This window comes from bacterium, from assembly GCA_016708315.1.
Classification (GTDB): domain Bacteria; phylum Zixibacteria; class MSB-5A5; order CAIYYT01; family CAIYYT01; genus JADJGC01.
Genome location: JADJGC010000023.1, coordinates 19,741 through 42,497 on the forward strand (window position 1 = coordinate 19,741; position 22,757 = coordinate 42,497).

Genomic DNA, 22,757 nt, shown 5'->3' on the forward strand with positions numbered 1-22,757 from the left:
GATGCACAGCCTGCTCCGCAGACAGTTGTTGAAGACATTCGGAAGTCTTGAGAATGTTCCGGACGAGCTCAAGTCGTTCCTTTCGGGCATTAGCGCTGCATATACGCAATTCGATCACGATCGGTCGATGCTGGAGCGATCGCTTGACCTGAGTTCAGACGAATTGCTGCAACTGAACGCCGACCTGCGAGCGATCTTCGATGTATTGCCGGATCTCTTCTTCCGATTAGACAATGATGGCAGGATTCTCGATTGCAAGTCCGGCGCAGGCACGGAGTTGTTTACTTCTCATCGGTCTTTGATCGGCAAGTACATTCAGGATATTCCGGTACCAGAAGTTGGTCGCAAGTTTGGCGAAGCACTGGCGACGGTGCGCGTGACGAAGTCGATGGTGAGTCTCGAGTACTCGCTGAACTCCGACAACCGTGAAGCGTACTACGAAGCGCGAATCCTACCAATGGCAAATACGCAGCTGGTTACCGTGGTGCGGGACATCACCGAGCGCAAGAATGCTGAGATTGCATTACGAGAGGGTGAAGCGCGATTGCGGTTGATTGTAGAGAATGCGTTTGACGCGATTGTGGGAATGGACGCTTCGGGCAAAATCATAGTCTGGAATCCGCAGGCTGAAAGGACTTTCGGCTGGACCGAATCTGAAGCGATCGGAAGGAACTTCGCGGAAACAATCTTGCAGGAGCGTGAACGGCAGAAATACTCTGCGCAGATGAAGGACTTTCAGCTTGACGGAAAATTCCCGATTTTGGGGAAGTCAGTAGAAATTCAGGCGCTGCACAAGGATGGCCGTGAGCTTTCAGTCGAGTTGGCGATTTCACCGATAAGACTCAACAATGTCGTCTTCTTCAGTGCGTTCTTACGCGACATCAGCGAGAGGAAACAACTTCAACACGAACGGGAATTGATGGAGGTGCAGCTATTGCACTCTCAAAAGCTTGAAGCGATCGGCAATCTTGCCGCAGGGATAGCGCACGAGATCAATACGCCGGCGCAGTATATCGGCGACAATACTCGTTTCGTAAGCGAAACGTTTCGCGATTTGGAGCGCGTTCTTGAGTCGCAGGATAAGTTATTGGCAGCGGCAAACGAGGAGCTATTTGCTCCGGACCTGGTGGCGGAAGTATTAAAGGCGACAAAGGCAGCTGATATGGAGTTTCTCAGAGCAGAGATTCCGAAGGCAATTGATCAAGCGCTTGAGGGAGTCGAACGGGTTACCACGATCGTGAGAGCAATGAAAGACTTCTCACATCCGGGGACGACGGAAAAGGTCGCCACTGACTTGAACCGAGCGATACAGAGTACAATCACGGTTTGCAGAAGTGAATGGAAGTATGTCGCGGAAATGGACATCGACCTTGAGCCGGATTTGCCAGCTACTCTCTGTCTTCCAAGCGAACTCAATCAGGTGTTTCTGAATATTATCGTAAATGCTGCTCATGCAATTGGTGAAGCAACAAATGACGGCGCCAACGGTCGAGGCAGAATTTCGATTCAGACTCGCAGTGAAGGCGATAGAAATGTCGTTCGAATTAGCGATACCGGCGCCGGTATCCCCGAAGAGGCCCGCGGTAGAATTTTCGATCCGTTCTTTACGACAAAGGGAGTTGGCAAAGGAACCGGGCAAGGTCTGGCGATTGCGCGATCTGTCGTCGTTGACAAACACGGCGGTACGATAGACTTTGAGACCGAGACCGGCAAAGGAACGACGTTCGTCATCCGACTACCAATTCACAAAGTAGAAGCGATGCCAAAGTTGGCCGCAGACACATCACGTGGTGCCGGCCTTCCAAGAACTATCAGGTTCATCCCGTCTTGTCAACAGAGGTTGAACGATGCTCGAATCCGGCTTAGAACCGTTTCTGATAGAAGTGGCAATACGGCTCTTTGCCATTCGACTCGTAGTAATCTTGATGATACTTTTCTGCAGGATAAAAGACGTCGGCTTTGGCGATCTCGGTAACGACTTTGTAACCTTTGTCCTTCAAAAGCCCGACCAATTTCTCGGTGACCTGCTTTTGTTCATCGCTAACATAGAAGACAGCTGACCGATATTGATTTCCGACATCCGGACCTTGACGATTGAGCTGTGTCGGATCGTGAATCTCAAAGAAAAGGCGCGCTAGGGTTTCAAAGTTGGTCTTGCTTGGATCATAGACAACCTCCACGGTCTCCGCGTGGCCGGTGTTTCCATCACAAACTTCGCGGTATGTCGGATTCTTGGTGTGCCCGTTCATGTAACCGGATTGCACAGAAATTACACCGGGGGATTGCTGAAGCAAGTGCTCTGTACCCCAGAAGCACCCGCCGGCAAAGTATGCCTTCTCAGTTGCGGATATCACCGAGGCCGATTCTGATGCCGGAATGAACTTCATCGAAATCGAATTGACACAGTGACGAACGTTTTTGTCGGTGAAGCCTTCGCCCTCAAAGACGTGACCGAGATGACCGCCGCAGTTCGCACAGGTGATTTCTGTGCGCCGACCATCGGCATCGACGGTGCGTTTAACTGCGCCTTTGATTTCGTCATCGAAGCTTGGCCATCCGCAGCCGGAATCGAATTTATCGGAGGAGCGATAGAGAGGAGAATCACACTGCTTGCAGATGTATGTGCCCGCAGCATTAGTCTTGTAAAGCTCGCCGGTAAAAGGTACTTCGGTACCTTTAAAAAGAATGACTTGTTCTTCTTCAGGAGTGAGTTTATTTCGTGTCAAGTTAGTCTCCTTGTTCTTGTCTTTAGACATCATGTTCGTCGGCATAACTACGAAGATAAGCGCCGCGAGAACTGCCCCGCCGATTAATGTACGGAGTATCTTCCCTGTGGTTGGTTTCATATTAGTCATCTCCTTGCTGAGAAAGCTCGTCGCCCGGCATACATGCCGGTCTGTACAAGGGAAACGTGAAGCAAACAATGGATGTTCCCGCAACTGGTGCCTCAAATACAAAACCGGCTTGCCAAAGCGACGATTCAGTGTTAATATTTGTTAATGATGGATACACTTACTCCAGTAAAGACATCAGCAATCAAGAATGAGCACAAGGACTCGGCGACATGAACAATCCGCTGCGTTTGATGTGCGTGCTGGCTCATCCCGATGATGAATCGCTCGGTTTCGGCGGAACGCTTGCGCGTTACGCCGCAGAAGGAGTCGAGACCTTCGTTGTGTGCGCTACCCGAGGTGAACGAGGACGATACGGCGATGCCGTTGAGCGTCCAGCGCCGGAGATTGTCGGTAAGGCACGCGAAGCTGAATTGCGAGCCGCAGCTAAAGAGCTTGGTGTCCGCGAGGTCCACCTGCTTGATTATCTCGATGCCGACCTTGACAAGGCGGATCCTATTGAAGCAATCAGAAAGATCGCCGGGCATATTCGCAATCTCCGGCCGCACGTGATTGCTTCGTTTGGTGCTGACGGCGGGTATGGCCATCCGGACCATATTGCAATCTCGCAATTCTGCGGCGCGGCTATTGTATGTGCTGCCGATCCCGAGTACCGTATCGAGGGAAACCCGGCAAAGCATCATTGTGTCAACAAGTTCTATCATTTGGCGTGGACATACGGCAAGTGGAAAGCGTATACAGAGGCATTCCGCGACTTGAAAATTACAGTCGACGGTGTTGATCGCCGTGCGATACCGTGGCCAGACTGGGAAGTCACATCCATTATTGATACCAGGCAATACTGGGAACGAGTCTGGCGGGCGGTACAGTGTCACAAGACGCAACTGACAATTTATAGTAAACTGGCTGGTTTATCGGACGATGGCCAACGCGAATTATGGGGAACGCAGGAATTCTATCGCGTTTTCTCTACCGTCAATGGCGGTAGAGCGAAGGAATCAGACCTGTTTGAAGGGCTGAGATAACGAAGTCTGATTCAGATTCAACGATGTCCAACTCAGCCGAAAACAACTAACCAAGAAGGCAAACACAAATGACGTCAGGACGTTCCGCTCCAGTTGATATGTCGCCTGAGGAATTCCGTAAACTCGGGCATCGATTGATCGACCAAATCGCAGAGTTTTTGAGGGAGCTTCCGAAAAAGCCGGTGACACCGTCAGAAGAGCCAACGGACGTCGGGGCACTGATTGGCCGCTCTACTCCCCTACCGAAAGTCGGCACCGATGCCGGAGCTCTCCTTGATCGAGCGGCGGAGTTGATGTTCAATCACTCGCTCTTTAATGGACACCCGCGATTTTGGGGCTATATCACTGCTTCACCGACACCAATCGGAATGCTCGGAGATTTGTTGGCTTCGGCAGCAAACTCCAATCTTGGTTCGTGGAAACTCGGTCCGATGGCGACGGAGATCGAATCGCAGACAATCCGGTGGATTGCGGAGCTGATTGGGTATCCGACGGATTGCGGTGGGATACTCGTGAGTGGCGGTAATATGGCAAATTTTGTCGGATTTCTTGCTGCTCGTCGCGCTAAGGCAGAATGGGACATCCGAGAGTTGGGAGCAACGCCAGCTGGAACAAAGAAGATGGTGGTCTACACATCTGCCGAAACCCATACCTGGATTCAAAAGGCGGCTGACCTTTTTGGACTGGGCACCGCCGGCGTCCGTTGGATTCCGACGGACAAGCAGAAGCGTATGAATACAAACATCTTAGAGAATCAGATTCGGAGCGATTTGGAGGCAGGTCTATTGCCGATTATGGTCGTTGGTACGGCTGGAACGGTCAGCACTGGTGCCGTGGATCCTCTGTTCGAAATAGACAAGATCTGTCGAAAGTACAAGTTGTGGTTTCACGTGGACGGTGCCTATGGCGGATTCGCTGCGAAAGTTCCGGGAACACCCCACGATTTGAAAGGGATGGAGCTTGCAGATTCGGTAGCTGTGGACCCACACAAATGGCTATATGCTCCCATAGAAGTCGGATGCGCCCTGGTACGCACTCCTGCACATATGACTGACGCCTTTTCTTATCATCCTCCCTACTATCATTTCGATGACTCAGTTACGAACTATGTAGACTACGGAATGCAGAATTCCCGTGGATTTCGTGCGCTCAAGGTATGGTTGGCATTGCAGCAGGTCGGCAGTGACGGATATGTGAATATGATCGGGGATGATATTCGGTTAGCAGAGATGTTGTATCGACTCGTCGACGAGCAGCCTGAGCTGGAGAGATTCACTCAGGGGCTAAGTATAACAACATTCCGGTTCGTCCCGATGGACTTAAGAACGAAGGTCGGTCACGCGGATACCGACAAATACCTCAACAAACTCAATGAAGAGATCATGTTGGCGCTTGAGAGGAGCGGCGAGGCCTTTGTTTCGCATGCAATCATCGACGGAGTCTTTGTACTTCGAGTCTGTGTTGTAAACTTCCGAACGAGTGAAGACGATATGAAGATGTTTCCCGCCTTAATTTGCCAATTGGGTACGATGGTCGATCGCCTACTTCGCCCCGAACATGCAAAGCCGCTCTAGACCTTCAAGCGAGTTCTCTTAGTCGCGATTGCGATCCAATTCCTTTAGCTCCTATCGCTTTCTGTCCCCTTCAATCTTACACAAATTGACATTTAGTCGCATTTCGTTCTTGGATAAAAGACTCGAATTAATATATTGCGTACGGTCTATTATTACTACATCTATCGAACAGATGATTGAGACAATTTTAGTTAACCTTTTCGGGAACCCTCGAAACAAAATTCCTGCAACTCTCTGGAGGTACCTTTGAGCAAACTCGTTATCAGAGTCAGTCTGCTGTTGCTCTTCATTATGAGCGCAACGGCGATGGCAGTCACGACCATCAAGGTCAGTGATGTCGAGAATGGAGTGACGATCCTCGGTCAGGATCCGAGTGGAATCACGTTGAGAATCAATGTCGGCGAGTTGGAAGCAGTTCCAGTCGCGACCAAGGCTGGTGCATTCACAATGCTGTCAGCCAAGGGATTTTCGTTGTCATCACGGGTTGGCGAGCCGGCATTACCGGTGGCCACTCAGTTGATCGCAATCCCGGAATCTGCAGAGTTGAGAATCGAGGTTCTTGGTTCGCAGTCGACGGAGTATGATCTTTCCCAGTTTGGAGTAACATCCCTGCTGATGCCGGCACAGCCATCGTTGTCCAAATCGGACGATCCGGCGAAGGTGCCATTCGAATACAACGAGGGACTCTACAAGAATGCAGGGTACTACTCTCTTCCAACAGCGACTTCAGAGATTTCAGGAACCATGCGCGGACTGCGCGTGGGTCATGTTTCTGTAGCTCCGGTGGAGTATGATCCAATTTCCAACAAGGTTCGGGTGCAGAGCGAGATAACGATACGCGTCAATTTCGACAACCCTGACTGGTTGGCGACGCAGAAGAATTTTGACAATACTTACTCTCCAGTTTTTGAGCCAGCCTATGCCCAACTCAGCAACTACGAGATGATGAACCTTCAGGACAAAGCGGACCTCGTCAAGTATCCGATCAAGTACGTCATCATTTCGGCGCGGATGTTTGAATCCCAATTGCAGCCGTTTATCGCCTGGAAGGTAAAGAAAGGTTTCAAAGTTATCGTCGCTTACACTGACGTTATTGGAACGACGACAACGGCAATTAAAGCTTACATACAGGGTTTGTACAATGCGGGAACCCTGGCTGATCCGGCACCATCTTTTGTGCTCTTGGTTGGTGACACACCGCAAATTCCTTCGTTCACCGGCTCTTCGGGTTCGCATGTGACAGACTTGCGCTACTGCGAATTCACCGGCGACAATCTTCCGGAAATCTACTACGGCCGTTTCTCGGCGCAGACAACCGCACAACTGCAGCCGCAGATTGACAAGACGCTGGAGTATGAGCAGTACCTGATGCCGAATCCGGCTTATTTGGGCGAGACTACGCTTATCGCCGGAGTCGATGGCAGTTATGCTCCGACCTACGGCAACGGCCAGATCAACTACGGCACGAATCTTTATTTTAATGCCGCCCACGGTATCACGCCGCATGTATGGCTCTATCCCGCCTCTGACGGGGCAGGCGCCTCGGCAGCGATCATTCAGACAGTTAATACCGGTATTGCCTATATCAACTACACCGCGCACGGCAGCCATGACAGTTGGGCTGATCCGTCGTTCTCGGTATCAGACATCAATGGTCTGACCAATATTCATGAGTACGGATTTGCGGTTGGCAATTGCTGCGTAACAAACACCTTCGCAGAAAGCACACCGTGCTTTGGCGAAGCCTGGATGCAGGCCGCCAACAAAGGTGGAATTGGATACATCGGCGCGAGCAACAACTCGTACTGGGACGAAGACTATTGGTGGGGAGTCGGCGGCGGCAAGGCGATTGTAGCAGCCGGACCGGCCTACGATGCGACCAAACTCGGCGCATACGACGGTGTATTTCACGATCACGGTGAAGCAGTCACGAATCACTATATCACCGCTTATGGAATCAACATGATTGGAAATCTTGCGGTTGAGCAATCCACAAGCAGTCGCAAGCAATATTATTGGGAAATCTATCACCTGATGGGCGACCCGTCAGTCGTACCGTATATGAAACTCCCGGCAATGAATGCTGTGAGTCATTCGGCTTCCGTGCTGATGACCGCTTCGACATTCAACGTGAGTGCCGATCCGGGCTCGTATGTCGGTATCACCGTAAATGGTGTGCTTCATGGCGCAGGCTATGTCGACGCAACCGGCAGTGTGCAGATTTCACTTGCTCCGTTCAGTCAGCCAGCGACTGCGAATATCGTGGTTACGGCGCAGAATAAGATCCCATACAATTCCACTGTACAGGTAATCGCCCCGAGCGGACCGTACGTGATTTACCAGAGCCACACAATCAATGATGCGGCTGGCAACAACAACGGTCAGATCGATTTTGGTGAAGCGATTGTATTGGGGATGCAAATTCAGAATGTCGGACCGGATGCGGCGAACAATGTTGTCGCGACGCTGAGCACCGACGATGAATTCGTCACCATCACCGACGCGACCGAGAATTACGGCACGATAGCCGGCAATTTCGGCAATGCGACGATTGCAGACGCGTTCGCGATTACCTTCAGCCCGCTGATTCCTGACGGCCACAGAGTGACTTTCACTGTCACCGTGAACGGCAATGCGAAGGATACTTGGGAAAGTACATTCAACGTCACCGCACATGCACCGGCAGTCGCCTTTGTGTCATTCTCAGTTAATGACGCGACCGGCAACAACAACGGCATGATCGATCCGGGAGAGACAGCGAATATCACCGTAACGCTGCAAAACATCGGCACGGGTACCTCATACAATGTTGCCGCGCTCCTGAGCGAGCTGGATACGTATCTTGATATTACTGATGCTGACGGCACTTACGGCGATATCGCCGGAGGCGGCGGCACAGCAACAAATGCTGGAAATGTCTACACCGTAACCGCGTCGGCATCAACACCGATGGGTCACGGAGTCAACTGCAAGCTTGCTATCACTGCAAACGGCGGTTATGCCGCAACGCAGTACTTCACGCTGACAGTCGGCGATCGCGTAGTGTTCTTCTTGGAAGATTTCTCGGCAGAACAAGGTTGGACTGGATTGGGTGGAACAGCTGAATGGCAGATTGGCCCAGCAGTAGGCGGCGGCGGCGATCCGGCGGATGACCACTCTCCGAGCACCGACAAGATGGTCATGGGAAATGATTTGACATCTGTGGGGACATACGCCAACAGTATTGGTTCCACCAATTGGATATTGTCACCGATCATTGATTGCAGCAATGCGACCAGCATCTTCATGACTTACTACCATCAGTTGGGTGTAGAGTCATCGTCATATGACCACGCCTATCTTGAAGTTTACGATGGTTCGGCTTGGATTCAGCTTTACGCCAACAGTGCAACGCTGAACGAAACGGGTTGGACCGAGTCAGTGTATGATCTTTCTGCCAGTGCGGACAACAATCCGGAATTCCAGATTCGTTTTGGATTTGGACCAACAGACGGTTCGCAGGTGTATGGCGGCTGGAATATTGATGACATTTCCTTGAGAGGATATGTATCTGGTTCCGGCGGTAGTTCATTCGCAGACTTTGCAACATCTTCGATTGCCGACAGTCTGGTCGAAGGCGAGCAAGCAATTCAAAATGTGATCGTTCGCAACACGGGCGAAGCAACGCTTCGAATTCGGTTTGTACCGACGGTGACCTGGCTTGAGTGTTCAACGATTATGAACTATGTTCAGATCGGCGACAGCTTGGTTCTTCCGGTAACTTTCAAAGGCGCCGGCATGAACCCAGGTACTTACCCGGGATTGCTGGGATATACCTCGAATGATCCGATACATGCGACTGGGAATCTGAATGCCAGTCTTCACATTTATGCACCGTTGATGGTGGTCACGCCTGCAACGATTAACAAGGCGATTCCGGTTAGTGGACGTGATTCAGTTTCCGTACTTGTCAGTAACAATGGCGACGGCAAACTGAACTATGCTATTGATTGCAGTACCTACGACAAATTCGCCTTTGCCAAGGCAGATGCCTTGATGACCAATGAGCCGATCGGTTATGTTATCGGTGATCCTGACAAGGGCGGAATTAGCGAACCGTATTTCGCCGACATGACTAAGGGCTTGGGCGGACCGGATGCTTTCGGCAATGTTTGGATCGATTCTGATGATCCAAACGGACCGGCATTTGAGTGGATAGACATCGCGGCAACCGGTAACGTCGTTGCCGGCCTCAGCGATGACAACTATGTTGGACCATTCCCGATTGGATTTACATTCCCGTACTACGGTTTGACCTACACTGAATTCTATCTTGGATCGAACGGGATTATTGGATTTGGCACAACGACCGAGCTGAGCAGTCTTAGCAACGTCGCGTTGCCGGCGGCAGGCGTTCCGAATAACATCATTGCGTGGTGCTGGGATGACCTCAACATCAATGATGTGGATAGCCCTGGCGGCAAGGCAGTGTACCAAGTAGTGAACGGCGCCCTAGTGATTTCCTTTATTGCTTATCCGGAGTATCAATCGGACACGAATCCGGGCGAAGTAATCACCGCTCAAGTGATTCTGTCACCGGACGGCAGCGTCAAGATTCAGTATCAGACCATTGCTACTGGATTTGACATTCTTGGTTGTACGGTTGGTATGGAGAACATCACCGGAACCGCCGGCCTGAATGTTGTATACAATGCCAACTACTTACACAATGGACTGGCGATCTATATGGGTCCGCCCGAGCCAACGTGGATGGAAGTCAGTTCAGCTGGTGGCAGTGTTGCACCGCACAGCAGCAGTTCGTTCTGGGTCTATTTCGACGCGTTAGATATGCTGGATACAACTTGCGGCGGCGCCGTTGGAATCAGCTCCAATGATCCGAGTTTCCCGCTCTGCGGTATCCCCGTCACTTTGCGTGTTGGTCAGGTATACATGATCGGTGATGCGAACAATGACCAAACTGTGAACATCAGTGATGCTGTCTACATCATCAACTACGTGTTCTCCGGCGGGCCGGCACCGGATCCGATTCAAGCAGCAGATGTAGATTGCAGTACAGCCTGCAACATTTCTGACGCTGTTTATCTGATTAGCTACGTTTTTGGAGGCGGGCCTGCTCCCTGCGTTCCAGTAGGATAGACGACCTCACATAGTCTCGACACGCCCGGAGCTCAAGCAGCTCCGGGCGTTTTTTGTCGGTGGAGGGCAAAGAGTGTTCGAGATTCAACGGGTACGACTATCGTGTCGAGGTGAACTCATCACCGCTTTGGGAAACCACAATCAAAATCTGGCGGCTCCCTAGATTCGAGGTAAGGATCAGAATCCTAGTCAGAAGAGCTACTGAATATGGTGTTTCGGTTCATCTCCTTAGTGCCTTGCCAGTCGTGACTTAGCTGGTTTGCTGCCAAAGCAAATTGACGTCACTTTGCCTTCAATGGCATATTGTTTGAGTTTTTGGGCGATTATCGCGTATATTCAATAAGATCATCGAATCTCCCCCTGGTCCTTTGCTGTAGACTGTTTCAATCAGGCACTCAATCCCGGCAAAATCGAAATTTCGGAGAACGGCGTGTTGTACGCCTCATGATAAACCCGATCAGCGAGTGTAACGGCAGTGACTGTGCCGTCGTTTCGCGTCAGGAGCCATTCCGTGTACATTTATGTTGGGAACTTGTCAACGCAAACAGCGGGAAACGACCTGCGCCGCGAATTCGAAGCATTTGGTGAGGTCACAAAGGCTGCTATCGTAACAGGTGTCGATAGAAAGAAACCTGCCGGTTTTGGATTCGTGCGCATGGCCAACGAAGCAGCATTCGATGCAGCGCTAACGGGCATGGCCGGCAAGACGATTCACGGCAGGCTGCTTGAGATTCGCAAGACGCGGCGAGTTGTTGATGAATCCAATAGTAAAGAAATGACTGCCTAGCAATCGCGGCGCTGATCTGAAGACAAGGACAAGGAGTTTATAATGAATATTCATGTGAGTAATTTATCGCGCGAGACCACGGAGAAGGAACTCGGGCTGGCTTTCGCAGATTATGGAACGGTCGCCAAGACGAACATCATTTCGGATAAGACGACCAAGGTATCGAAGGGGTTTGGATTCATCGAAATGACCAACGAAATCGAAGCAAGGGCTGCCATCAAGGGGATGTCGGGTCGCGATATGCACGGACATGAGATGGTCGTGAGCGAGGCACGTGGCAATACCGAGGACGGTGTCAAACGAGTTGCGGTTGCGGAAGTTGTCAGCTCCAAGCAAAGCAGACAGATTTTGTAAAGATACCACACAGAAATGCAAGCGCGCCATGGAAGATTTTGAAGCGCGCCAACTAAACGGCAATAGTGAACCACTCTTGCCGTATTTTTTTCTACTTTTTCAGACTGATTTCGTTGTATAGCGCCAGCATTGAGCGTACATGCGAACACACATTGTCGCACAGATTGAAGATACGCGGATTGGCGACGCTGTAAACAACGAATGATCCTTGTTTAGATTTCTTAACCAACCCAGCCTTGGTCAAAATTGAGAGATGCCGCGAAATGTTTGGCTGGGTACAAGTGAACAACTCGACCAAATCCTGGACAGTTTTGTTGTCTTTCTTCAACGCACGCAATATCTTAAGGCGAGTCGGGTCACTCAACGCCTGAAAACACTCTGCAACCAAATCGAGTGCCGGATCAGAAAGTTCTGAAAAATCATTTGTTTTTTCTCTTGCCATGTGAGTATATAACTATATATTTATATGATTGTCAATGGTTTTTTTGACGAAAGGAGAAATAAGATGACAGTAGAAAATGGAATCCGGGTGATGGCCGGAACGCTGGTGCTTGTTGGAGTATGTCTTTCGATCCTGGTACATCCGTGGTGGCTGGCGCTGACGGCATTTGTCGGTTTGAATCTGATCCAATCGGCGTTCACGCATTTCTGTCCCGCAGAAATGATTCTAAAGCGGGTAATGGGGAAAAGCAAAGCATGAAACAAATTTACCTGTGGGTGTTAAGCGCAGTGCTTGTATTGGGAGCGCTCTTGCCTCAACGTGTCTTGTCGCAGACACTAACACTTGAAGAAGCGCTGCGAATAGCACAGGAGAACGCTCCGACGGCACGAATTGCACAGGAGCGGTCGGCGCAAAGCGCTGCGCGAGTCCGAATGGCGGAGTCTGCATTCTACCCGCAGCTTGGGATCTCATCGTCCTATGTCTCAAGCGACAACCCGGTTCAAGCATTCATGTTTGCGTTGAATCAGGGGAAGTTTTCGATGCAAGCGGACGTCAACAACCCGCCACGAGCCGACAATTGGCTGCTATCGGGACAGGTCGGACTTCGAGTGTTTAGCGGCGGCAGCGACATGGCAAATCGGCAGGCAGCCAATTCGGCGCGAATCGGTTTGGAGAATATGGAACTGGCGACGCGCAACGAAGTGAGCCTTCAGGTGTTGCAAGCCTATCTGTCAGTTCTTACCGCGGAGCAGTTTGTTCGCGCGGCTGAAACTGCGGTTAAGGCATTTGAAACCGCCGAAGGTGTTATCTCTTCCCGAGTGGCGGCTGGTACGGCCCTAAAGACCGATTTACTCAACATACAAGTGCAGCGAATTCAGGCAGAGGAACAGAAACTTCGCGCAGGAAACGCGCTATTGCTTGCGAAAGAAGGGTTGAAGTTCGCACTCGGAGTAGAGACACTTCCCTATACCGAGTTCTCGAGTTTAGAGCGGGTTGGCATCAAGGAGGCACCATCTGAGTCTAAGGGATTGCGTCCAGAGCTTACAGCGAGTGATGCCTTCGCACAAGCCGCGCGTGCACAATTAAAGGCTGCAAAAGGATCGTATCTGCCAAGCATCAATGCGTTCGCTTCTATAGACCGCTATCAGGGCTGGGAGTTTGACGGCACAAACGACAACTGGACCATTGGTGTCAATGCACAGTGGTCGATATTTGACGGATTTCTCACCCGATCCAAAGTTCGTGAGAAGCGTGCCGCGTTGAATATTGCTGAAGAAGAAGCAAGAATGACAAAGCTGAGGACTTCCCTTGAGCTCGAATCGGCGCGATCTTCGATGCTGGAAGCTACCAAGAGAGTTGCGGTGATGACTCAGGCAACAGAGCTGGCTTCAGAAAGCGCAACGTTGACGCGCCAGAGATTCGATCAAGGTTTGATGTTGACCTCACAAGTGATAGACGCAGAAAATGCTCTGGTACAGGCCGAGGTCGGGCTTGCCCAAGCGAAAGCCGACAGGCTCTTTGCGATAGCGTCGCTTCGACGCGCACTTAACTTGCCTATAGTTGGAGAATAAAATGAGAATACTAAGACGTTCATTTACGCTGGTTGCCTTGCTATTGCTGATAGCCGGATGCGGCGGCTCAGCAAAAGAGCAAGGTGCGGCGAAGAGCGGAAGCATCAAGAAGGTTTCGGTTGCAGCCGCAGAGCAACGCGCGCTTAGAGATGTCCAAAAGATAATGGGCACGGTCGAAGCTCGCAGTCGTGCTCAGATAGAGACAAAGGTCCAATCCCGCGTGGAACGAATTGCAGTCGTTCTGGGAAGTCGAGTCGAAGCAGGCGATGTGTTGGCGGAACTTGATACGCGCGACATCACTGCCCGGTATCGACAGGCGCAGGCCGTCTACGAGCAAGCGGCACAGGATCTCCGGCGTTTCGAGACGTTGTTGAGCCAACAGGCAGCGACACAACAAGAGTTTGACGGAATCAAAATGCGCGTAGCGGTTGCAGAAGCAAGTAAACAGGAAGCAGAGGCGATGCTGAGCTATGCGCGCATAGTAGCACCATTTTCGGGAGTGGTAACAGAGAAGATGATCGATCGCGGTGACTTAGCTGTCCCCGGTCGCCCCTTATTCACTTTGGAGCAAGACGGCACCCCGCGCTTTGTATTGACGATTCCAGAATCAAATGCTGGAAGGATCTCCAGAGGAGATTCTGTGCAGATCGAGATACCAGCGTCTGATACGACATTGACTGGTATCGTGACCGAGCTGTCGCCAAGCGCCGATCCGATGACGCGGTCCTACCAACTCAAGGCGGATCTGCCTTCAACGTCGAAACTTCGACCCGGGCAGTTCGGACGTTTACTCCTGCCGACCGGTGAAGCAAGCGCCTTGTTTGTGCCGAGCAGCGCCGTTGTTAAGCGAGGTCAGATGGAGTTGGTCTATGTGGCAATGAGCGATGGGCGAGTCTCATTGCGCATGGTGAGAACCGGTCGGGTGATGTCGGGATGGACGGAAGTTCTCTCTGGATTGAATCCGGGTGAAAATGTTGTTACTTCAGGATTGTCGGAGCTTAGCGATGGCGATCAAATCGAGCGGCTGCCATGACAGAGCATCAAAGTAATCCTCCAAAACACCAAGGAATTGCTGGAGCACTGGCTAAGGGCTTCATCAAGTCTAAATTAACTCCGCTGCTAATCATTGCCTCGGTACTGCTCGGAGTTCTGGCAGTGGCACTTCTGCCACGAGAGGAAGAGCCTCAAATCAAGGTGCCGATGATCGATGTGATGGTAGCAGTGCCCGGGTTCACTGCCGCAGAGATTGAAAACCGGGTGACAGCACCGATGGAGCGGCTGATCTGGGAAATTCCCGGTGTTGAATATGTTTACTCAATCACTCAGCCGGGACAGGCACTGGTAATCGTGCGATATCTTGTGGGCGAAGATGTCGAGCGGAGCTTGGTCAAACTGAATCAGAAGTTGCAGTCAAACTTTGATCGCATTCCACCAGGCGTTTCGTTCCCGCTACTGAAACCACGATCGATTGATGACGTGCCGATTCTGGCGGTAACATTCCACAGTTCCAAGCTTGATCATTTTGCACTGAGAAGAATTGTGGGAGAGCTTGAGAACGAAGTCAAGCAAGTTAAAGATGTTTCGGAAACGACGATTATTGGCGGACTGCGCCGACAATTGCGCATTCAGCTTGATCCGGATGCTTTGGCGGCAAGACAGCTTGACCCGCTGAGTGTCATACCAAGTATTCAAATGGCGAACCGACAGTCAAAAGCCGGAACGCTGATTCGCGACAATCAGGAGATAATCGTTGAAACAGGCGGTTTTCTAAAGGATGCGGACGACGTAGGCAGCGTTGTGCTGGGAATCCACAATGGAAGTCCAATTTATCTTCGTGACGTCGCAAATGTAATTGATGGTCCCGAAGAGCTGTCACAAGTCGTACTGTTTGGTACCGGACAACCTGATGGCGGTTCGCAAGAAGAAGATGCAGCGATAACGTTGGCAGTGGCTAAGCGTGCCGGCACAAACGCAATTCAAATTGCCGATCACGTACTTGAGAAAATTGAAGCGTTGCGCGGGAAGCTGATACCCAGCGATGTTGAGATGACAATCACGCGTCATTATGGAGAGACAGCCGCCGAAAAGTCTAACGAACTGCTGTTTCACATGTTGATAGCGGTGGTGAGCGTTGCGCTCTTGATTTTGATCAGCCTTGGTTGGCGCGAGTCGATCATTGTTGCGTTGGCAATTCCCTCGACTCTGGCGCTCACACTACTTGTGTTTTACTTGACCGGATTCACACTCAATCGAATCACTTTGTTCGCGCTGATATTCTCGATTGGAATCCTGGTTGATGACGCGATTGTGGTGGTAGAGAATATTACACGTCACCTGCACCTGCCGGAAAATCGCAATCGCACCTGGGCCAAGGTGGCGATTGAAGCAGTCTCCGAAGTTGGCAACCCGACAATCTTGGCGACGTGGGCTGTGATCGCGGCGGTGTTTCCGATGGCATTCGTCGGCGGATTGATGGGACCGTACATGCGACCGATACCAATCGGAGCAACGGCGGCAATGTTGTTCTCGCTGGTGGTGGCTTTCATTGTCACACCGTGGGCAGCCGTTCGAGTTTTGGCCTGGGGAAAGGGCAAGAGTCATGCGTCAGCACATGCTTCCGATAAGGAGGGATGGAGCACACGAATATATCGGCGACTGATGGGACGCCTCATTCACGAGAAGAAGGCGCGTCATCTATTCATGATAGTCAACGGCTTGTTACTTGCAGGAGCCATGGGATTGGTAGCTATTGGTTGGGTGCAGGTCAAGATGCTGCCCTTTGATAACAAGAACGAATTCCAGATCATTATCAACATGCCTGAAGGAAGTTCACTTGAACAGACTGTGCAAGCTTCGCGAGAGATCGCTCATGCTGTGAGCGGTGAGCCGGAGGTTGTTGACTACCAGATCTATGCAGGCACTTCGGCACCATTCAATTTCAATGGTCTGGTGCGGCATTACTTCCTGCGGCGCGGCGCTCATGTTGCGGACATACAGGTCAACCTGTTGCCGAAGGGCGAACGATCGGATCAGAGTCATGATATCGCCACTCGGGTTCGCCCAAAGGTCGCGGAAATTGCGGCACGATTTAATGCGCGCGTCGCAGTGGCCGAGGTTCCGCCGGGACCGCCGGTATTGCAGACTCTGGTGGCAGAAATCTACGGTCCGACCGATTTGAGCAGAACGTCCTTGGTTCAAGAAGTGGTTCGAGTATTCAAAAGCACCACTGGTGTTGTGGATGTCGATGTGTACGGTGAAGACACGAGACGCAAGTTGACCTTCGATATCGATCACCAGAAAGCGGCAATTCATGGTGTCACTGCTGATATGATATCACAGACTCTACGTCTGGCTGTCACAGGAATGCAGGTTGATATCGCTCATCAACCCAATGAGCGCGAAGATGTGCAACTCCTTGTAGAACTTCCCCGCTCTCAGAAGACAAGCGTCCACGATATCCTGGGAATCATGATTCGACCGCCAGCGTCGGGGATGCAGTCGGCTGGACGATCTAGCTTGATTCCTCTGTCAGAACTAGTTCGTGTCGAGGATAAAACTGAGGAAAAGACGCGATACCGGAAGAACCTGATGCCGGTGAGCTATGTCATTGGTGATGTCGCCGGCGAGGTCGAAAGCCCTGTCTACGCCATATTGGACATGAACAAGGCGCTGGATGAAATCGACATGACCAGATTTGGCGGAAGCGAACAAAAACTGCAAGTGCTCAATGCTTCGATGCCAACTACGACTCTGGAGCCATCCCTTAAGTGGGACGGCGAGTGGCATATTACCATTGAAGTGTTCCGCGATCTTGGAATGGCATTTGCGGCAGTGTTATTACTGATTTATATCCTGATGGTCGGCTGGTTCCAGTCGTTGTTGACGCCGTTAGTCGTGATGGCGGCGATTCCCTTCTCGTTGATCGGTATTATGCCGGCTCACGGCGCGATGGGAGCGTTCTTCACGGCGACTTCTATGATCGGATTCATGGCGGGTGCGGGAATCGTGATACGAAATTCCATCATCTTAGTGGATTTCATTGAATTGCGACTTCGCGAAGGAATGCCGCTTGATGAAGCAGTGATTGATGCAGGCGCAGTACGATTCAGACCGATGTTGCTGACAGCCGGAGCGGTGATCGTCGGCGCAGGGATCATTCTCTTCGACCCGATTTTCCAAGGCTTGGCAATAGCGCTAATGGCGGGCGAAGTGGCTTCCCTATTGATCAGCCGCGTAGCTGTGCCGGTGTTGTACTATCTTGGTAATCGTAAGAAGTACGAGAATCCCAACACCGCGTTCGAGAATCAGCACGAATAGTCGACTCTAACTAGCCTAATTGCCTCTTAAGAAATCGATGACGGGATCAAAACAGTTTTGATCCCGTGGTCGTCCGTACGAACCAAATTGTCTAATTGCAGTTGTTTCACTTTGACACGGCGTGGATAATTCTCTCCGCATTTGTCTCATTTCCTAAAGCGTCGATTGCGACTGTCGATTATAAGAAGACAGGCATTTGAGTTAAGGGAGTTGCTGGACATGATTTCTACGGAACAGCCGATTCAAACCGAACAGATCGTGACATCCAAAATACAACGATCATCAGACTTGATGGTTGTCGACGACAATCCTAAGAATCTCAAACTCCTCGAACGAATGCTTTATGATTGCGGCTTTCGTGTCCGCCTGTTTCCTCGGGGAAAGATGGCGCTCGTATCGGCTGCTGCCAATCCCCCGGAATTGTTCTTACTCGACATTAACATGCCTGAGATGGATGGTTACGAAGTCTGCCGGCAATTGAAATCAGATCCGCATTTAGCTGCCATTCCGGTGATATTCCTGAGCGCACTCAACGATACCGGAGACAAAATCAAGGCATTTGAGGTCGGCGGCGTCGATTACATAACGAAGCCGTTTCAGCTCGAAGAAGTCCGCGCAAGAATTGAAACACACTTGGCGTTACGGCGAAGCACCCTCCTCTTGCAACAAAGCTATGATAAGCTTAAGGAACTGGAGCGGCTCCGTGATAGCTTGGTACATATGATTGTCCACGACATGCGAACACCGCTTACGATCATTAGCGGATCGCTTGAGCTGCTGCTTCAGACTGAAGGCAAGCAGATGTCGGAAAAGGCGCTGTCGCGCATGGACAAGGCAAAACTTGGAACCAACAAGTTGATTGAAATGGTTAACTCGCTCCTTGACATCTCCAAGCTCGAGTCAGGAACAGAAACAATACATCCGAAGCCCGTAGACATTGCAGACTTGGTTCAAGAGGTGGTTGGCGCATTTTCGGATTCACCGACCGGACACAAGGTACACGCAGAAGTTCTGGAAGGACCAGTTGTTGCGTCTTGCGATCGGGGAATGATCTCACGAGTATTGCAGAATCTGATCGGCAACGCGACGAAGTACTCACCGAATTGCACCGATGTAACATTGCGCCTTGAGCAACGCTCAGAGTCTATCCGAGTTATTGTGCGAGATCAAGGTCCGGGGATTCCTGTTGAGCATCGCAACAGAATTTTCGACAAGTTCTACCAAGTCGGCGACAAGAAGAATTCTTCCGGGCTCGGCCTCACGTTTTGCCGGTTGGTTGTTGAAGCTCATGGCGGGACAATCGGAGTCGACAGTGAACCAGACAACGGCAGTGAATTCTGGTTTACACTTCCCCTGTCAATTTCAAAGTAGCGAATTCTAACAATGGCAATGAGGACTCGCACAAGGCTTCTGATTCTCGTCGGAGCTCTGCTGTTAATCTTTCCTATTGCGCAACTTTACGTTTCCCACCTCAATGACAAACTCAACAAGGCCTTCCTTCGAATCAACCGGGACGAAAAGACCGATCAATTGATGTTCGCAATAGACATGTATGGTCAACAATTGCGGACGTTAGCTGAAGACTATTCGTGGTGGGACGAGATGGTTCACTACGTGAAATCGCCGACCACCGATTGGGCCGCCGCAAATATGTACACAGGTCTGGAAGCATTTGAGGCAGAAGGCGCCTGGATATTCGACGCTGACACCAACCTGGTTTTCTCGACCTCCAAGGCAGATTTTTCTGAGTTGGCGACGGATCCGGAAGTACAAGGCGCGATTCGGATGTTGATAGCAAAGGGGATGTTCATTCAGACCTATCACTCGTCGCAAAGAGGAGTTGTCTCGCTCTATTCGGCACCAATTCAATATCAGGCGGATACAGAGAGAAAATCCGAGCCAGTTGGTTATCTGGTAGTTGCCGACCACTGGAATGAGTTAGCGCTCGCAAAACTAGCGACGCTTATGCGCGCTGAAGTTTCGCTAAGACCGTTTATGAACGAATCCGGTGCCAATGCCATTGCCAATTCAACAATTCCGGCTGCCCAGTTGGAGTTTGCGTGTTTTGTCACATTGCGAGGCGTCGACAATAAGCCCATCGCTGAAGTAGTGTGCATTACGTCGCCGCCTGCGTATACCGAAATTCTATCATACGACAAGCGTCTGATTCTCGGGGTCTGGGTACTTACAGCTGGCGTTGTGATTCTGCTGATATTGGCACTTTCCCGCTGGGTCAACCGACCACTTGATCAGATCATGCGGGGCCTTGAGAAACAGGACATCAGACAATTGAAGTCGCTAAGATCGGCGGGGTCGGACTTTCAACGAATTGGGCTCATGGTAAAGGAATTCTTCGACCAAAAGATCGAATTAGAGCATCAATTGGCGGTCTCTCGAGATGTTGAGGCAGCCTTGAAGGCAGTAGAGCGGTTACAACATCTTGAAGTACGCAAAACCGAACTGGTATTGCAGTCGGCGGGTGAGGGTATCTGCGGTGTGGATCGAGTCGGGCGAATCACGTTTATCAACTCGGCGGCAGAGCAAATGCTTGGCTGGGCACCCGGGGAGCTATTAGGAAAGAACATGCACGACACTACGCACCATACGCGTGCCCACGGTGCGCCCTACCCGCGTGAAGAGTGTCCAGTATTTGCGTCCGCCTCGGCCGGCAAGTTCAAACGCGCATCTGATGAAACCTACTGGCGAAAAGACGGCTCTCATTTTCCGGTAGAATTTGTGAGCGCACCGATACTTGAAGAAGGATCGTCGATCGGCGCAGTGGTCGTGTTTCGCGACCTGACGGCTCAGAAGAAGGCGGAAGAGCAGCTTGGCAAACTTTGGTTGGCATTGGAGCAATCACCATCTTCAATCTTGATTACGGATACTGAAGGAAAAATCGAAAACGCCAATCCAAAGTTCTTCGAAGTTACCGGTTACACCGCCGAAGAAGTAATTGGCAACAATCCGCGGATTCTCAAGTCAGGCGTGCACTCCGACGAATTCTATCGCGAATTGTGGGAGACATTGCACGCTGGTAAAGTTTGGCACGGTGATTTTTGCAATCGCAAGAAGAACGGCGAGCTGTATTGGGAGTCATCGGCGATTGCGCCGGTACGTAACATGATGGGTGACGTGACGCACTTTGTTGCGGTCAAAGAGGATATTACCGATCGGAAGAAAGCTGATAAAGAAATCAAAGAGGCAAAGGAACTGGCTGAATCGGCAAATCGCGCAAAAAGCGCCTTCCTTGCAAGCATGTCCCATGAGATACGGACACCAATGAACTCCATCTTGGGCTACACACAGCTACTTGCTCGTGACACCTCACTTAACCAACAATCACGGCAGTATGTGGAGATTGTCAACCGCAGCGGCGAGCATCTGCTCGAGCTCATTAATGATGTGTTGGAGATGTCGAAGATCGAGTCGGGGCGCATCACCATCGAGCGTTCGAGTTTTAGCTTGAACAGTATGGTGAATGATATTGCCGCGATGTTCCAGATCCGCGCCGAATCGAAGCAACTGGAATTTGAGGTTTTGAAGACTGGCACAACGCAGCCATGGATAAGTACAGATGAAGGAAAGCTGCGCCAGATACTAATCAACCTGTTGGGAAACGCCATAAAGTTCACGAAGAATGGCCGAATTGCCCTGAAAGTGGACGTAGAGGTTCCGATTGTCGGAAAGGGGCGACTGGCTGTATCGGTCGAAGACACCGGAGTCGGAATTTCACCCGAAGAGCTCAACAAACTCTTCAAACACTTTGAGCAAACCGAAAGCGGACGGCGATCACAAGCTGGAACCGGACTCGGTTTGGCGATCAGCCGAGAGTATGCTCGCTTGCTTGGCGGCGACATAACCGTAAAGAGCGAGGCTGGAATTGGCTCTACCTTTAGACTCGAAATTCCTATCGAAGCCGGCGAAAAAGTTGCGGTGACGCGAATTCGAGAGTCTCGTAGAATCACTGGACTTTCTCCAAACCACAACCACAATGGTTCCATAAGAGTCCTTGTCGTGGACGATCATAGACTAAATCGCGGTTGGATCCGTGACGCACTCGTAGAGGTCGGCTTCAAGGTCCGTGAAGCAAGTGACGGAGAAGAGGCAATTCAAGTTTGGAACGACTGGAAACCCCAGTTGATTCTGATGGATGTTCACATGAGTCCAGTCGACGGTAAAGAAGCAACTGCGAAGATTCGATCGACTGCCGGCGGGAATGAATCAGTTATAATCGGCGTTTCTGCAAGCGCGTTTGCGGAGGATGTCAAATCGGCTCTTGCTGCTGGGATGAACGCGTTCTTGAGTAAACCGGTGAGGCTGGAAGAGCTATTTGAACTAATCCGGACAAACCTTGGAATCGAATATACCTATGAAAACGAAGAGATTGCCGACGATAGCACGGAAGCTAGTCAATCACTTACACGGTTGTCAGTCGAAACCATGAGTCGCCTTTCGGTGTCAATCCTTGGAGAGTTACGAGAAGCGACGCTAAATGGAGATGTGGCACGACTCACTCAGGTTATTGACGAGATTGCCAAGAACGACCCGTCAATTGCGCGCGTTGACAGAATTGGTTGATCAGTATGAATATGACCAAATCTTGAATCTCTCCCAAGTAGTCACAGTCAAGGTTTGAGTCGACTCGGACTTGTTGGATGTGTCTGCAATACTCGCGAGATCGCCTGCAATTAGCCGCTTC

General features: G+C 51.0%; 14 protein-coding genes. 12 read left to right on the top strand and 2 right to left on the bottom strand.

Annotated features, from left to right (window positions below; all coding sequences use genetic code 11):
- Position 1 precedes the first annotated feature (1 nt).
- Positions 2 to 1,975, top strand: coding sequence for a PAS domain S-box protein (locus IPH59_12395; GenBank protein MBK7092499.1), 1,974 nt, complete (start codon positions 2 to 4; stop codon positions 1,973 to 1,975).
- On the opposite strand, the gene IPH59_12400 is transcribed toward IPH59_12395, so the two are convergent.
- The gene (locus IPH59_12400; GenBank protein ID MBK7092500.1) at positions 1,863 to 2,771 is read right to left on the bottom strand and encodes a bifunctional methionine sulfoxide reductase B/A protein; all 909 of its coding nucleotides are present in this window, start codon (positions 2,769 to 2,771) and stop codon (positions 1,863 to 1,865) included. The genes IPH59_12395 and IPH59_12400 overlap by 113 nt on opposite strands.
- 293 nt (positions 2,772 to 3,064) lie before the next feature.
- Here IPH59_12400 and IPH59_12405 point away from each other — a divergent pair, with 293 nt between their 5' ends.
- The 5 genes from IPH59_12405 to IPH59_12425 all read left to right on the top strand — a co-directional run bounded on the left by IPH59_12405 (position 3,065) and on the right by IPH59_12425 (position 11,728).
- On the top strand, positions 3,065 to 3,877 hold the full coding sequence (locus IPH59_12405) for a PIG-L family deacetylase (GenBank protein ID MBK7092501.1): 813 nt from the start codon (positions 3,065 to 3,067) through the stop codon (positions 3,875 to 3,877).
- Positions 3,878 to 3,945: 68 nt separating this feature from the next.
- Positions 3,946 to 5,451 carry an aminotransferase class V-fold PLP-dependent enzyme gene (locus tag IPH59_12410; protein MBK7092502.1) on the top strand — a complete coding sequence of 502 codons (1,506 nt, stop codon included), beginning with the start codon at positions 3,946 to 3,948 and terminating at the stop codon, positions 5,449 to 5,451.
- A gap of 246 nt (positions 5,452 to 5,697) precedes the next feature.
- Positions 5,698 to 10,587, top strand: coding sequence for a hypothetical protein (locus tag IPH59_12415; GenBank protein MBK7092503.1), 4,890 nt, complete (start codon positions 5,698 to 5,700; stop codon positions 10,585 to 10,587).
- 511 nt (positions 10,588 to 11,098) lie between these two features.
- Complete coding sequence (locus tag IPH59_12420; protein ID MBK7092504.1) at positions 11,099 to 11,374, top strand: RNA-binding protein; 276 nt, start codon at positions 11,099 to 11,101, stop codon at positions 11,372 to 11,374.
- Positions 11,375 to 11,416: 42 nt separating this feature from the next.
- Entirely contained in the window at positions 11,417 to 11,728 is a 312-nt protein-coding gene (locus IPH59_12425; protein MBK7092505.1) for an RNA-binding protein, read from the top strand.
- Positions 11,729 to 11,819: 91 nt separating this feature from the next.
- On the opposite strand, the gene IPH59_12430 is transcribed toward IPH59_12425, so the two are convergent.
- Positions 11,820 to 12,170 (bottom strand): winged helix-turn-helix transcriptional regulator, encoded by a 351-nt coding sequence (locus IPH59_12430; protein ID MBK7092506.1) that lies wholly within the window; start codon positions 12,168 to 12,170, stop codon positions 11,820 to 11,822.
- A 63-nt stretch (positions 12,171 to 12,233) separates the two neighbouring features.
- Here IPH59_12430 and IPH59_12435 point away from each other — a divergent pair, with 63 nt between their 5' ends.
- From IPH59_12435 to IPH59_12460, 6 genes are all read left to right on the top strand, one after another.
- Positions 12,234 to 12,428 (top strand): DUF2892 domain-containing protein, encoded by a 195-nt coding sequence (locus tag IPH59_12435; GenBank protein MBK7092507.1) that lies wholly within the window; start codon positions 12,234 to 12,236, stop codon positions 12,426 to 12,428.
- Entirely contained in the window at positions 12,425 to 13,741 is a 1,317-nt protein-coding gene (locus tag IPH59_12440) for a TolC family protein (GenBank protein MBK7092508.1), read from the top strand. Before IPH59_12435 ends, IPH59_12440 begins: the two co-directional genes overlap by 4 nt.
- Before the next feature lies 1 nt (position 13,742).
- Positions 13,743 to 14,774 (top strand): efflux RND transporter periplasmic adaptor subunit, encoded by a 1,032-nt coding sequence (locus tag IPH59_12445; GenBank protein MBK7092509.1) that lies wholly within the window; start codon positions 13,743 to 13,745, stop codon positions 14,772 to 14,774.
- A complete protein-coding gene (locus tag IPH59_12450; GenBank protein MBK7092510.1) occupies positions 14,771 to 18,058 on the top strand; it encodes an efflux RND transporter permease subunit in 3,288 nt (1,095 codons plus the stop codon). Before IPH59_12445 ends, IPH59_12450 begins: the two co-directional genes overlap by 4 nt.
- A gap of 219 nt (positions 18,059 to 18,277) precedes the next feature.
- Positions 18,278 to 19,429, top strand: coding sequence for a response regulator (locus tag IPH59_12455; GenBank protein ID MBK7092511.1), 1,152 nt, complete (start codon positions 18,278 to 18,280; stop codon positions 19,427 to 19,429).
- Positions 19,430 to 19,441: 12 nt separating this feature from the next.
- Complete coding sequence (locus tag IPH59_12460; GenBank protein MBK7092512.1) at positions 19,442 to 22,636, top strand: PAS domain S-box protein; 3,195 nt, start codon at positions 19,442 to 19,444, stop codon at positions 22,634 to 22,636.
- The last annotated feature ends 121 nt before the right edge of the window (positions 22,637 to 22,757 follow it).

What these genes read in the sequence shown, in the direction of transcription:
- IPH59_12435 (MBK7092507.1), top strand. Translation starts at nt 12,234, where the DNA reads ATGACAGTAGAAAATGGAATCCGGGTGATGGCCGGAACGCTGGTGCTT.
- IPH59_12410 (MBK7092502.1), top strand. Translation starts at nt 3,946, where the DNA reads ATGACGTCAGGACGTTCCGCTCCAGTTGATATGTCGCCTGAGGAATTC.
- IPH59_12395 (MBK7092499.1), top strand. Translation starts at nt 2, where the DNA reads ATGCACAGCCTGCTCCGCAGACAGTTGTTGAAGACATTCGGAAGTCTT.
- IPH59_12400 (MBK7092500.1), bottom strand. Translation starts at nt 2,771, where the DNA reads ATGCCGACGAACATGATGTCTAAAGACAAGAACAAGGAGACTAACTTG.
- IPH59_12450 (MBK7092510.1), top strand. Translation starts at nt 14,771, where the DNA reads ATGACAGAGCATCAAAGTAATCCTCCAAAACACCAAGGAATTGCTGGA.
- IPH59_12455 (MBK7092511.1), top strand. Translation starts at nt 18,278, where the DNA reads ATGATTTCTACGGAACAGCCGATTCAAACCGAACAGATCGTGACATCC.
- IPH59_12430 (MBK7092506.1), bottom strand. Translation starts at nt 12,170, where the DNA reads ATGGCAAGAGAAAAAACAAATGATTTTTCAGAACTTTCTGATCCGGCA.
- IPH59_12460 (MBK7092512.1), top strand. Translation starts at nt 19,442, where the DNA reads ATGGCAATGAGGACTCGCACAAGGCTTCTGATTCTCGTCGGAGCTCTG.
- IPH59_12425 (MBK7092505.1), top strand. Translation starts at nt 11,417, where the DNA reads ATGAATATTCATGTGAGTAATTTATCGCGCGAGACCACGGAGAAGGAA.
- IPH59_12440 (MBK7092508.1), top strand. Translation starts at nt 12,425, where the DNA reads ATGAAACAAATTTACCTGTGGGTGTTAAGCGCAGTGCTTGTATTGGGA.
- IPH59_12405 (MBK7092501.1), top strand. Translation starts at nt 3,065, where the DNA reads ATGAACAATCCGCTGCGTTTGATGTGCGTGCTGGCTCATCCCGATGAT.
- IPH59_12445 (MBK7092509.1), top strand. Translation starts at nt 13,743, where the DNA reads ATGAGAATACTAAGACGTTCATTTACGCTGGTTGCCTTGCTATTGCTG.